The sequence below is a fragment of the Sutcliffiella horikoshii genome (assembly GCF_044809035.1).
GTDB classification, from domain to species: Bacteria; Bacillota; Bacilli; order Bacillales; family Bacillaceae_I; genus Sutcliffiella_A; species Sutcliffiella_A horikoshii_G.
Genome location: NZ_CP085237.1, coordinates 2,861,026 through 2,873,958, shown reverse-complemented (window position 1 = coordinate 2,873,958; position 12,933 = coordinate 2,861,026). Strand labels below are relative to the sequence as shown.

The 12,933-nt window shown below is 42.3% G+C and carries 12 protein-coding genes; 11 read left to right on the top strand and 1 reads right to left on the bottom strand.

Translation table 11 applies throughout. From position 1 onward, the window contains the following. Positions 1-31: 31 nt before the first annotated feature. Positions 32-205 carry a hypothetical protein gene (locus LG307_RS15080; RefSeq protein WP_404443560.1) on the bottom strand — a complete coding sequence of 58 codons (174 nt, stop codon included), beginning with the start codon at positions 203-205 and terminating at the stop codon, positions 32-34. Positions 206-495: 290 nt separating this feature from the next. On the opposite strand from LG307_RS15080, the gene LG307_RS15075 reads away from it, so the two are divergent. The 11 genes from LG307_RS15075 (at position 496) to LG307_RS15025 (ending at position 12,932) form a co-directional block, all read left to right on the top strand. Then, entirely contained in the window at positions 496-1,764 is a 1,269-nt protein-coding gene (locus tag LG307_RS15075; protein ID WP_404443558.1) for an ATP-binding protein, read from the top strand. 217 nt (positions 1,765-1,981) lie between these two features. Beyond that, a complete protein-coding gene (locus LG307_RS15070) occupies positions 1,982-3,274 on the top strand; it encodes a lysine N(6)-hydroxylase/L-ornithine N(5)-oxygenase family protein (RefSeq protein WP_404443555.1) in 1,293 nt (430 codons plus the stop codon). A 287-nt stretch (positions 3,275-3,561) separates the two neighbouring features. Continuing rightward, positions 3,562-4,077: a type 1 glutamine amidotransferase domain-containing protein gene (locus LG307_RS15065; protein ID WP_404443553.1), complete on the top strand. Its 516-nt coding sequence runs from the start codon at positions 3,562-3,564 to the stop codon at positions 4,075-4,077. 159 nt (positions 4,078-4,236) lie between these two features. Next, the gene (locus LG307_RS15060; protein WP_404443551.1) at positions 4,237-5,061 is read left to right on the top strand and encodes a M55 family metallopeptidase; all 825 of its coding nucleotides are present in this window, start codon (positions 4,237-4,239) and stop codon (positions 5,059-5,061) included. A 57-nt stretch (positions 5,062-5,118) separates the two neighbouring features. Then, positions 5,119-6,051, top strand: a complete 933-nt coding sequence (locus tag LG307_RS15055; RefSeq protein ID WP_404443549.1) for an ABC transporter permease — start codon at positions 5,119-5,121, stop codon at positions 6,049-6,051. A gap of 1 nt (position 6,052) precedes the next feature. After that, positions 6,053-7,003, top strand: coding sequence for an ABC transporter permease (locus LG307_RS15050; protein ID WP_404443546.1), 951 nt, complete (start codon positions 6,053-6,055; stop codon positions 7,001-7,003). 8 nt (positions 7,004-7,011) lie between these two features. Continuing rightward, positions 7,012-8,022: an ABC transporter ATP-binding protein gene (locus tag LG307_RS15045; RefSeq protein WP_404443544.1), complete on the top strand. Its 1,011-nt coding sequence runs from the start codon at positions 7,012-7,014 to the stop codon at positions 8,020-8,022. A gap of 206 nt (positions 8,023-8,228) precedes the next feature. After that, on the top strand, positions 8,229-9,860 hold the full coding sequence (locus LG307_RS15040) for a peptide ABC transporter substrate-binding protein (RefSeq protein WP_404443541.1): 1,632 nt from the start codon (positions 8,229-8,231) through the stop codon (positions 9,858-9,860). Between the two features lie 120 nt (positions 9,861-9,980). Beyond that, on the top strand, positions 9,981-10,901 hold the full coding sequence (locus LG307_RS15035) for an LD-carboxypeptidase (RefSeq protein WP_404443537.1): 921 nt from the start codon (positions 9,981-9,983) through the stop codon (positions 10,899-10,901). A gap of 14 nt (positions 10,902-10,915) precedes the next feature. Further along, positions 10,916-12,016, top strand: a complete 1,101-nt coding sequence (locus tag LG307_RS15030) for a mandelate racemase/muconate lactonizing enzyme family protein (protein ID WP_404443535.1) — start codon at positions 10,916-10,918, stop codon at positions 12,014-12,016. Beyond that, positions 12,009-12,932, top strand: a complete 924-nt coding sequence (locus LG307_RS15025; protein ID WP_404443532.1) for an NlpC/P60 family protein — start codon at positions 12,009-12,011, stop codon at positions 12,930-12,932. Before LG307_RS15030 ends, LG307_RS15025 begins: the two co-directional genes overlap by 8 nt. Position 12,933: the final 1 nt, after the last annotated feature.

Sequence of the window (12,933 nt, the reverse complement as noted above, 5' to 3'; positions counted from 1 at the left end):
CCAAGTCACTTCGACTTGGGATTTATGCATGCTATGGCAGCATTGGTAACAGATAGCTGATAATGAACCAAATGATTCCGAAGAAAATGATAAGGTAGGCTGTGTATTTTATAAAGGTTGAAGCAACCAATCCGCGATCTTCTTTCGTCTCCGTTTTATTAACCCTTACATCTCTATCTTCGACACGTACATCTCTTTCTTCCATATTAATTCCTCCCTCTATAATGTATCGTTTTACCAATATATACCCTGATTGAACCAGGTTAAACCCTGCCTTGTATGAGGAAATGGAACTATACTGCAAAAGTAAGTAGAAATATTGGTGTAGGAAAGTGTATAATATTTTTTAGGTTTAATTCCATGAAATTCCGACGAACTTTCCCAAGTGGGACTTTATATCTATATCCGCCATAAAAAGATATAATAAAAATGACAAAAAAATTCACATTGATATTTATTTAATTAGACTATTTCACAAGATATAAGAGGTAATATATGAAAAGGAAATGGCTGAAATTTATACCTTTAATATATCTGCTTTTTGGCATCATATGGATTGCCCTGACGGATTATTGGCTATATGTCTTAAAGCAAAATGACAATTTCGTTATAGCAGAATATATCAACCTTATAAAAGGCTGGCTTTTTATACTCATCACCACCCTATTACTATTTTTAATGCTTAAAAAGCATGAGGCACTAAAGGAGCTCGAACAAAAAGAACAGGAGCTTTCTACCCTTATTAACAACATGCCTGACTTTGTATGCTTCAAAGACGGTGTTGGCAGGTGGTTGCAAACCAATGAATATGGTCTGGCGCTTTATGATTTGCATGAGGTTGATTATAAGGGAAAAACAGATATTGAATTAGGAGCTTATTCTCCGCATTTCATGGAAGCTTTTGAATATTGTATGAAAACGGATGAGCAAACATGGTTGGAAGCTAAGATCTCACGTGCAGAGGAGTCATTTAGTCTCGAAGACGGGGAGAGAAAGACATTTGATGTCATAAAGGTGCCTTTGTTTCACTCAGATGGTAGACGAAAAGCACTTGTCACTATTGGCAGAGACATTTCGTCCTTGAAGAAAACAGAACAGTTGTTGGTTACAAAAGAAAAATTATCAGCAGTCGGTGAACTTTCCGCAGGTATCGCCCATGAAATAAAAAACCCGTTGACTTCTATCAAAGGATTTATTCAATTGATTCAAAGGTCTGGAAAAGCAAACAAAAACCATGTGGATATGGTTTTATCTGAAATTGATAGAATAAATGATATTGTTTCAGAGCTCCTTGTGTTATCTAAACCGCAGACAAAGGAATTAACGCTTATTCCATTACTAGAAATTCTTGAATATGTCATTCGTCTCGTGGAGCATGAAGCTAACAATAAGAATATCAAGTTTTCTATAGAAAACTTGAGTCCTGATATGTTGGTAAGAGGGGATAAAAATAACCTTAAGCAGGTATTTATCAATCTTATTAAGAATTCCATGGAAGCAATGCAAAGCGGAGGGACCATAAAAATCAGCGGTTCTTCACTTTCAGATGGTAGAGTAAGCATTCTGGTTAAAGACGACGGAATAGGGATTTCATCATCCAACCTGGTTCAAATAGGCAACCCGTTCTTTACTTCAAAAGAAAAGGGAATGGGGCTTGGATTGACCATAACCAAGAAAATCATGGAAGAACATCAAGGCGCCATTCGTATTGAAAGTGAGGAAGGAAAAGGTACAACTGTCACTATCGAACTACCAACAACGTAAAAAATGTGCGTTTGATAAGAGATAGATGACCAAGCAGTTCATAGAAACATGCATAGAATATATCGTGTGCAGCTTCCTTCTCCTTTCGTACACGGGATTTTTAGACAGAGACTAAGTCTCTGTCCCTTTTTTTATGAAAATAATCAAATTAATAAGAAGAAAATCTTCTGAATCAGGGTATTAATAAGACATTACAGATAAAAGCGGGGGAACTAACATGTCTGAAAATAGAATGTTTGACCTGATTGGAATTGGTATTGGACCATTTAACTTGGGTTTAGCTGCATTAATTGAAAATAACGAAAGCATCACATCCATCTTTTTTGATAAAGAAGAAGCGTTCAACTGGCATCCTGGTATGCTTATTGAGCAATCTGATTTGCAGGTACCCTTTTTGGCAGATCTGGTTTCTTTTGCGGACCCGACAAACAAGTATAGCTTCATAAACTATGTCCATAAACAGAATAGATTGTTTCAATTTTTCTTTTACCGCCGTTTTGATATTCCGAGAAGAGAATACAATCTTTATGCTAAATGGGTATCAGTAAAGCTACAAAACTGTCACTTTCAATCAGAGGTAGTGTCTGTGGATCATACTGATGATGGTTATGTTGTTAAGGTGAAGAGAACCGATACAGGAGAGGTTGCCATCTACCATGCAAAACATGTCGTGGTTGGTACAGGAAGTGTGCCGTTAATACCTAAAGGCATCGAGAAGAATGACCAGGTTGTTCACACAAGTGAATATCTACATAAAGAAAAAGAAATGAAAGCTTCCAATTCCATCGTTATTGTTGGATCTGGTCAGAGCGCGGCAGAGGTTTTCTACGAGTTGCTGGAAGAGCAGAAGCATAACAACTATTCATTGAAATGGTATACGCGTTCCTCTATTTTTTCACAGCTTGAAAGTGCCAAACTTGGGCAGGAAGTTTTTTCGCCAGATTATGTTCAGTATTTCCACGGTCTTTCTTATGAAAAAAGAAAAGAGGCATTGAAGAGATTGGATACTGCCCGGAACGGAGTAGATAAAGAAACGTTGGTGAAAATATATGACCTGCTTTATAACAGGTCTGTAGAGGGACGAGATAAAAAAATCACCATTCAACCATTAACAGAAGTAAATACCATAAAACGGATAGACGGCGCGTTGGAAGTGGCGTGCAGACAGTGGGAGAAGGAAGAAGATTTCACCGTTAAGAGTGATTATGTCGTATTGGCAACAGGCTATAAACCTCATATACCACAATGGATTTGGGATAACAAAGATGAAATACAGTGGGAAAGTGACAAAGAATTTAAAGTGGATGCGAACTACCGGTTAGTTTGGAAGGAACCCAGACAGCATCATATGTATATTTCCACGAATCTGGAACACTCACATGGGACAGCAGCAACCAATTTAAGCCTTGCTGTCATGAGAAATCAAACCATTATTAACGATGTGGCCAATAAAGAAATATATCCAGTTCAAAAAGACACCGTCTTCCAACAATTCATGCCCGATGCGTAATTCTACGTTTAATATGCCAGCTGAGGGGTACTTGAACATATAAAGCTTTGTTGAGACACATAGCTGTTGATTGGAGCACAGGGCGAAGACTCCTCGAAAATGCTACGCATTTTCTTCGTGCGATGTATCGCTGTCGGAGCCTTCCTTGTCCTGAGGGAGATAGCGCTAGGTGGAGACCCCGCAGGCTTGCCGAGGAGGCTCCAGCAGTGCCCCTAGGAAAGCGAAGCCAAGTGCGGAAATCAACAGCGGTGTGTAACAGAGCACTAATAAAAAGGAGATGTTTTAGCATGAGTAAAAAAATCGCAGTATTGCTTACCAATGAATTCGAAGACTCCGAGTACACAGAACCCGCAAAAGCCTTTGAAGAAGCAGGACATCAACTAACAGTAATCGAAAAATCAAAAGGACAAACCATAAAAGGGAAAACAGATGGAGTTGAAATTACCACAGACGCAGGAATCGACGATGTAAGTCCAGCAGACTTCGATGCCCTGCTGATACCTGGTGGATTCTCTCCTGACATCTTACGGGCAGATGATCGATTTGTTGCATTTACAAAAACATTCATGGATGATCAAAAGCCTGTCTTTGCCATCTGTCATGGGCCTCAGTTGCTTATTACGGCAGAAGCGCTAAAAGGAAGAGATATTACAGGTTATACTTCTATTAAAGTAGATCTGCAAAATGCTGGGGCGCACTTCCACGACAAGGAAGTAGTCGTCTGTCATGATCAACTGGTTTCTAGCCGAACACCAGATGATATTCCGGCATTTATAAGGGAGTCATTAAAGCTTTTAAAATAACACCCAAAAAAATCATGTTGTCCCATAGTAATTGGGCAACATGATTTTTTTTGTTTGAATTATCTGGATAATTAGACCCATATTCTTGAAGTTCCGTTGTAGAGGAAAAATAATACTGTTATAATATTAAGAATATTACAACGGAAAGGAGGAGAATGGTTGAACTTATATATTTCAGTTGATATGGAAGGGATTAGTGGGCTGGTAGATTATACCCATGTAGATTCCAAGCTACATAATTATGAGCGCGGCCGTAGAATAATGACGCAAGAAACGAATGCCGTCGTAGTAACAGCTTTTGAAAAAGGTATAACAGAGGTTGTGGTCAATGACAGTCATTCTAAGATGAATAATATTCTGATTGAAGAGCTTCACCCTGAAACAAAGCTGATAACTGGTGATGTAAAACCGTATTCCATGGTGCAGGGATTAAACGAAAGCTTTGATGCAGCTATATTTATCGGCTACCATGCAAGAGCGTCGATGAAAGGCGTGATGACGCATTCCATGATTTTTGGTGTGCGAAATATGTTCATAAATGATGTTCAAGTGGGAGAGTTAGGATTCAATGCATATGTTGCAGGTTATTATGGCGTACCGGTCATCATGGTAACAGGAGATGACCAAACCGCATCAGAAGCAGAAAGTCTCATTCCAGGCATTCATTGTGCGGTAGTGAAAGAAGTTGCTTCACGTTCCGCTGCAAAATCACTGACTCCAATCAAGGCACAAGAACTTATTAAAGAACAAACATTAAAGGCATTGAATGACATACATACAATCAAACCCTTAGTACCTCCAGATCATCCAACGCTCCGCATCGAGTTTGCCAACTACGGTCAAGCGGAATGGGCAAATCTTATGCCAGGAACGGAACTAGAACCGGGGACGACCATCGTAAAGTTTCAAGCTAAAGATATCAAAGAAGCCTATCAAGCCATGCTAGTGATGACAGAATTGGCAATGAGAACGACATTCTGTTGATCTATTTATTTTAAAAATACATAAAAACCCAATAGTGAAGAAAGTGTGAGTGGGAGAATGGGAACATTTGTAGCAAAACGATTACTAGCAATGCTCATAACTTTATGGGTCATCATCACGTTGACCTTCTTCTTGATGCATGCCATTCCGGGTTCACCGCTCAATGAAGAGCGCTCCACAAGTGATGTGGTTCAGCGGAACCTAGAAGCGCACTATCATTTGGACAAGCCAATACCTGTTCAATATGTAATGTACTTAAAAACATTAGTAACACTAGATTTCGGTCCGTCTATTAAACAACCTTCGCAGACGGTAAATGACATGTTGGGAAGGGGCTTTCCGATTTCGTTCGAGCTTGGTATGATCACCCTAATTATTTCCGTCATTTCAGGTATCTTTTTGGGTGTGATTGCGGCTCTTAAACGCAATGGTGTCATTGACTATTTGGCGATGACCTTTGCAGTGTTCGGAATATCCATTCCAAACTTCGTCCTTGCTACCATGCTTATACAGCAGGTTGCGGTCACCTGGGGCTTGCTGCCTCCTGCCACTTGGTCTAGCTGGAGACATATGATTTTGCCAACCCTGGCCCTTGCAACCGGTCCAATGGCAATTATTGCGAGATTGACGAGAGCCAGCATGATGGAAGTATTAACACAAGATTACATACGAACTGCAAAGGCAAAGGGGTTATCTCCTGTAAAAATAGTGTTTAAGCATGCGCTACGAAATGCCATGTTACCGGTTGTGACCATCCTGGGCACACTTGCAGCAGGTATTTTGACAGGAACCTTTGTGATCGAAAAAATCTTTGCCATCCCTGGCATGGGAAAATATTTCGTAGAAAGCATTAATTCCCGTGACTATCCTGTCATTATGGGGACGACAGTATTCTATAGCACTTTCTTGATTTTAATGCTCTTTCTTGTAGATATAGCGTACGGGATATTAGACCCTCGTATTAAGCTTCATAAAAAGGAGGGGAACTGATATGGCGCAGCGTAAACTTCAAGAAAATCAAGGAAACCCTGTTCCTGATGAATGGTTTACACCAGTTGACAAAAACAAGGGGGAAGCAGAGGCTGTAGTCCGTCCGAGTCTTTCTTATTGGCAGGATGCTTGGCGACGACTGGTTAAGAACAAGCTTGCAATGGCAGGATTGGTCTTTTTGATTTTATTGACTATCATGGCCATCTTCGGCCCGATTTTTTCCTCTCATAGTGTGACGCAGACAAATCTGCCTAATCAGAATCAGCCGCCATCATCTACCCATCTTTTTGGAACGGATGAACTAGGACGAGACGTGTTCACACGTACCTGGTATGGTGCAAGAATTTCCTTGTTTGTCGGGTTGATGGCTGCATTAATCGACTTTATTATCGGAGTCATCTACGGAGGCATTGCTGGCTACAAAGGCGGCAGAACTGATAATGCGATGATGCGTGTTGTGGAAGTGCTCTATGGCTTGCCATATCTGTTAGTCGTTATTTTATTGATGGTTGTGATGGGACCTGGATTATTGACCATCATCATCGCCCTCACCGTAACCGGATGGGTCGGTATGGCCAGGATAGTCAGAGGGCAGGTATTGCAAATAAAGAATTATGAATTTGTACTGGCATCCAAAACATTTGGAACGAAGACTTCACGGATTATAAGGAAAAACCTGCTGCCGAATACAATGGGACCTATCATCGTTCAAATGACGTTGACCGTTCCGGCAGCCATTTTTGCAGAGGCTTTTCTGAGCTTCCTTGGTCTAGGTGTACAAGCTCCCTATGCCAGTTGGGGTGTAATGGCTAATGATGGATTGTCAACGATTATTTCAGGACACTGGTGGCGCCTTTTCTTCCCGGCATTCTTCATCTCCATGACCATGTTTGCCTTTAACGTGCTGGGAGACGGACTACAAGACGCACTAGATCCAAAGTTGAGGAGGTAAGTGACATCATGGAAAAAGTACTTCAAGTAAAAAACTTACATGTTTCCTTTACAACCTACGGTGGTGAAGTGAAAGCGGTGCGGGGTGTAAGCTTTGATCTGCATAAAGGAGAGACGCTTGCCATCGTTGGAGAGTCAGGCTGCGGGAAAAGTGTGACGTCCCAAAGTATCATGCGTTTAATTCCAGAACCTCCTGGCCGCATTACGCAAGGGTCCGTTCTTTTTAAAGGTAAAGACCTCACGAAAGTGTCCGAACCGGAAATGAGGAAAATCCGTGGAGCGGATATCTCGATGATATTCCAAGATCCGATGACCGCATTGAATCCAACGCTGACGGTTGGGGATCAGATCATGGAAGGAATCATTCAGCACAAGAAAGTATCCAAAGCAGAAGCAAAAAAACAAGCAGTGGACATGCTCAATCTTGTCGGGATACCAAGCCCGACAGAACGTCTGAAGCAATATCCTCATCAGTTTAGTGGGGGAATGAGACAACGTATTGTGATTGCGATGGCCCTTGTCTGCCAGCCAGAAGTGTTGATTGCAGATGAACCAACCACGGCACTTGATGTAACGATCCAAGCCCAAATTTTAAATCTTTTTAAAGACATTCAAAAGAAAACAGGCGTTTCCATCATTATTATCACGCATGACCTTGGAGTGGTGGCGCAAGTGGCAGACCGTGTAGCTGTCATGTATGCAGGGAAAATAGTCGAGTCAGGAAATAGGAGAGAAATTTTCTATAGAGGAGAACATCCGTATACAAAAGGACTATTAAACTCTGTTCCTCGCCTTGATTTAGAAGATGAAGAACTTGTGCCTATTATCGGATCTCCGCCGGATCTATTTTCCCCGCCCACAGGCTGTGCATTTGCAGCAAGGTGCGAATATGCCATGGAGGTTTGTGAGCGCGTCTATCCGATGAAGACTACGCTGTCTGAGGAACATCATGTAGATTGCTGGCTTCAGGACCCACGAGCTCCCAAGCCCATAAAAACCGTAATTTCAACTATAAGATAAGACTTATAGTGAAATAGAAGTTGTTCATAGATTCCATAGCTGTTGATTGGAGCACAGGGCGAAGACTCCGGCGGGAGGTAGCGGTAGGTTGAGACCCCTGAAACGTTGGGAGGAGGCTCAAGCATCGCCACGCGGAAAGCGAAGCCCAGTGCGGAAATCAACAGCGGTGTCTTACAGAACTAAAATTGAAAAAGGGGGAGTAACACATGAAAAAGGTAATGTCATTACTTATGACAGCGTTGCTAGTATTCGTATTAGCAGCATGTACAGCAACCAACAACACAGGTACCGACACAAGCGATGGCACAAGTAACAACGACAGCGCATCAGGAGAGAAGGTCCTTAAATTGAACAACGGATCTGAACCAACCTCATTAGATCCACCAATCGGGTTTGACTCTTATTCCTGGAACGCGTTAAACAACTTGATGGAAGGTTTGACCCGCCTAAATGACGAGCACCTGCCACAAGAAGCGACAGCGGAAAAATGGGATGTATCTGAAGACGGAAAAACATACACGTTCTATATCCGTGACAATGCAAAGTGGTCCAACGGGGACGACGTGACTGCTGGCGACTTTGAATTTGCCTGGAAACGACTATTGAACCCTGAAACAGCATCTCCAGCCGCATTCCTTGGCTACTTCATCGAGGGTGGAGAAGCCTACAACAACGGCGAAGGCTCTGCTGACAACGTGAAGGTAAAGGCAGTGGATGAAAAAACATTGGAAGTGACACTTGTAGCTCCACAAACATATTTCTTAAGTGTTATCACGAACCCGGCATTCTTCCCGATTAATGAAAAGGTGGCTACTGAAAATTCAGAGTGGTTTGCAGAAGCGGAATCTTTTGTTGGAAATGGTCCTTTTAACCTTGCTGAGTGGGAGCATGAAAGCCACTTTGTTATGGCTAAGAACGATCAATATTGGGATGCAGACACAGTTAAGCTGGATAAAGTTCATTGGGCAATTGTGAATGATACCAACACCGAATACCAAATGTACCAAGCTGGTGACCTGGATACTTCAGGAGTGCCTGCAGATGCAAGTGAAGCGTTATTTGCAGAAGGAAAAGTTAATATCGGCGAACAAGCCGGAACGTACTTTTTCCGATTTGGTGTAGATAAAGAGCCGTTCCAAAATGCAAACATCAGGAAGGCATTTGCAATGGCGGTTAACCAGCAGGATATTGTTGACTATGTTACTAAGCGTGGGGAAGAAGCAGCAACAGGATTTGTTTCTTCTGGGTTTACAGATCCAACTGGTAAAGACTTCCGTGAAACAAACGGAGACCTTGTGACATTTAATGCAGAAGAAGCAAAAGCATTACTGGAAAAAGGAATGGAAGAAGAAGGGTATGAAACATTACCTGAAGTAACATTGACGTATAACACAAGCGATGAGCATAAGCGTATTGCTGAAACCATGCAACAGATGTTCAAAGATAACCTTGGTGTAGAAGTGAAGCTTGCTAATATGGAATGGAATGTTTTCCTTGATATGCAAACGGCACTTGAATTCCAATTCTCTCGCAGTTCTTTCTTAGCGGACTATGCCGACCCTATCAACTTCCTAGAAAACTTCCAAACTGGTCATTCCATGAACCGTACAGGTTGGAGTAACGCGAAGTATGATGAGTTAATTCAATCCGCGTTGAACGAAACAGATGAAGCAGCTCGCTATGAGCAAATGTATGAAGCGGAGAAAGTGTTATTTGAAGACATGCCGATCATTCCGTTGTATTTCTACAACCATGTCTATCTTCAAAACGAAGCAGTAAAAGGAATTGTTCGCCATCCGGTTGGATACATCGAGCTTAAATGGGCGGACAAAGAATAATAGGTTATACGTTCTAACTGGAGAAGGGTGTTCACTGAACACCCTTTTCATTGAAATTGGAATACATACTGATGAAGCAACACCCTACATATACATAATTTGAGAGAGGAGTGGGAACCAATGAAGCCACTACGTTTGAAAAAAGGAGACACGGTAGGCGTTATCGCGCCTGCAAGCCCGCCGAAACAAGAAAAACTTAAACTCGCCATGCCATTCCTGGAAGAGGAACTTGGATTGAAAGTAAAGATGGGCAAATATGTTGATGCTCCATACGGCTATCTAGCATCAAAGGATGAAGAAAAAATTCAAGATCTACATGCCATGTTTCAAGATGATGAGGTAAAAGCTATCTTTTGTGCTTGCGGGGGATTTGGAACGGCAAGAATTGCTTCTGACATCAATTATGATCTTATCAAAAATAACCCGAAAATCTTCTGGGGGTACAGTGATATCACTTTTTTGCATCAGGCATTCTATCAAAAGGCAGGTCTAGTAAGTTTTCATGGGCCGATGCTAAGCTCTGATATCGGGCTAGATACGATTCACCCTCTTTCAAAAGCTTATTTTCAGCAGCTGTTTGATCCAACTGAAATGGTGTATACGGAAGAGCTATCTCCCCTTGAAGTGATGAACGAAGGAGTGGCAAGCGGGGAACTGGTGGGTGGAAATCTGACTTTATTGGTCAGTTCGCTTGGAACACCTTTTGAATTGGATACAAAGGGAAAAATTCTATTTTTTGAAGATATTGATGAGCAGCCGTATAAAGTGGACAGAATGCTGAATCAATTGAAAATGGCCGGTAAATTCGCAGATGCGAAAGGCATTGTCATTGGGAACTTTCATAACTGTGTTCCAGATGAGGGAAAAGCATCCTTGACACTTGAGGAGGTCATCTCTCAACACGTGAAAAATGCAGGAAAACCGACCATGAGTGGATTCCAATTTGGACACTGTTCCCCGAACATCGCGATTCCACACGGAGCAAAAGCGGAATTGAACACATACAACAAGACATTAACGATCCAAGCGGGAGTGGAATGAAAGGAGAGCAAATCATGAAAATACAGCAAATCGATACCTTTCGTAGCGCAGTACCTCTGTCAAAGCCATTCAAGACAGCTTTGCGTACGGTGTACGTCGCAGAGGCTGTAATGGTAAGAATCACATGTGATAACGGTTTGGTAGGATGGGGAGAAGCACCTCCAACCCATGTCATCACAGGGGACAGCCTTGATAGTGCGGAATATGCCATTCAGCATATTTTCAAGCCGGTCTTATTAAATGAGAACCTACTGAATTACGAACCTTTATTGCAAAAACTACATAAATCGCTTGTCCGTAATTCAAGCGCAAAGGCTGCGGTGGACATGGCCATCTATGATTGCTTGGCCCAACACAGCAGGTTGCCTCTCTTTCAATACTTGGGAGGTGCCAAGAAGGATCTTGAAACAGATTTCACCGTAAGCGTGAATTCCCCGAAAGAGATGGGAGAGGACGCCCTGCTATATGTTGAAAAGGGTTTTCGTGTGCTTAAGGTCAAAGTGGGCAAAGACGATATGGCAACAGATATTGCTAGAATAAGAGAAATTAGAAGTCGGGTAGGTGACTCGGTCGGGATTCGTCTTGATGCTAACCAAGGCTGGACGGCTAAAGAAGCGATTCGCGGCATTCGTAAAATGGAGGATCTGGGAGTAAATATCGAACTGGTCGAGCAACCAGTCATTGCTCATGATGTCGAGGGCTTGAAACAGGTGACAGATGCAGTGGAAACACCAATCATGGCGGATGAGAGTGTTTTTACTCCAGAGCAGGCACTTCAGGTCCTTAAAACTCGCAGTGCGGACCTGATCAATATCAAATTGATGAAATCAGGCGGCATTTTTCAAGCGGAAAAGATTAATAGTATTGCAGAGGCCTTCGGAGTCGAGTGCATGGTAGGTAGTATGATTGAAACAAGGCTGGGCATTACGGCCGCTGCTCATTTTGCCGCAAGTAAAAGCAACATCACCCGCTTTGATTTTGATGCACCGCTTATGCTGGCCGAGGATATCGTAACAGGCGGGATCCAATATAATGGGCATAATATCAGTTTTCCAGATGCAAATGGTTTAGGAATTACAGAGGTAAATGTTAAAGGAGGAGTCAGTGTTGAATAAATATGTCATAAATGTACCGGTTGCCACCATCTGGACCTCTTATGATTCACCAAGAAAGCAAGACGAAAAAGCTATCTCGAATCCTACCGATATCAGAAGCTGGCTCGATTCCTTGAATTTTGAAACGAGGTTAGAATTGTGTGATGCAAACCTGATCCAATCGCAATTGCTTTACGGGCAGGAAGTACTCGTTCTAGAAGAAAAAGAAGACTATTATCATATTATTGCCCTGACACAGGGCTCATCAAAAGATAACAGGGGATATCCTGGTTGGGTGCCAAAATGTCAGATCACCTCGGTAGAAGAATGGAAACTTGCGGATGGCCCTGTGGCAGTGGTAACGAGTAACCTGACTTCACTTTTTTCACCAGAGGGAGAGGAATTACTGGAGCTCAGCTTTCAGACCATACTGCCGGTAGTAGAGAAAGAGGCTGCGAAGGTCAAGGTTCAACTTCCAAATGGAGCTGTTGGAGTACTTAAAGTAGATGATACTGCTGTATATGATAGTCTCGCTTCCATTCCAAAAAGGTCGGGAGCAGATATCGTCCGAACAGGTGAAAAATTTCTCGACCTCCCATATTTATGGGGTGGCATGAGCGGATACGGGATGGATTGTTCCGGTTTCAGCTATACCATGTGTAAAGCAAACGGATATATCATTCCACGGGATGCCCATGATCAGGCAAAAGAGGGAGTGGAAGTAAAGCTTGATGCCTTGGAACCAGGCGATCTATTGTTTTTTGCTTATGAAGAGGGCAAAGGTAAGCTTCACCATGTTGGAATCTATCATGGAGAGGGCAAACTCTTACACTCTCCAAAAACAGGCAGGGATATTGAGATCCTTCCGATGGAAAACACTATTTATGAAAAAGAACTATGTGCAGCAAGAAGGTACTGGCAAAAGGACGGGGAATAAT

Bases quoted from the DNA above. Each gene is read 5' to 3' on its own strand.
- LG307_RS15080 (WP_404443560.1), bottom strand. From the start codon at position 205: ATGGAAGAAAGAGATGTACGTGTCGAAGATAGAGATGTAAGGGTTAAT.
- LG307_RS15075 (WP_404443558.1), top strand. From the start codon at position 496: ATGAAAAGGAAATGGCTGAAATTTATACCTTTAATATATCTGCTTTTT.
- LG307_RS15070 (WP_404443555.1), top strand. From the start codon at position 1,982: ATGTCTGAAAATAGAATGTTTGACCTGATTGGAATTGGTATTGGACCA.
- LG307_RS15065 (WP_404443553.1), top strand. From the start codon at position 3,562: ATGAGTAAAAAAATCGCAGTATTGCTTACCAATGAATTCGAAGACTCC.
- LG307_RS15055 (WP_404443549.1), top strand. From the start codon at position 5,119: ATGGGAACATTTGTAGCAAAACGATTACTAGCAATGCTCATAACTTTA.
- LG307_RS15050 (WP_404443546.1), top strand. From the start codon at position 6,053: ATGGCGCAGCGTAAACTTCAAGAAAATCAAGGAAACCCTGTTCCTGAT.
- LG307_RS15045 (WP_404443544.1), top strand. From the start codon at position 7,012: ATGGAAAAAGTACTTCAAGTAAAAAACTTACATGTTTCCTTTACAACC.
- LG307_RS15040 (WP_404443541.1), top strand. From the start codon at position 8,229: ATGAAAAAGGTAATGTCATTACTTATGACAGCGTTGCTAGTATTCGTA.
- LG307_RS15035 (WP_404443537.1), top strand. From the start codon at position 9,981: ATGAAGCCACTACGTTTGAAAAAAGGAGACACGGTAGGCGTTATCGCG.
- LG307_RS15030 (WP_404443535.1), top strand. From the start codon at position 10,916: ATGAAAATACAGCAAATCGATACCTTTCGTAGCGCAGTACCTCTGTCA.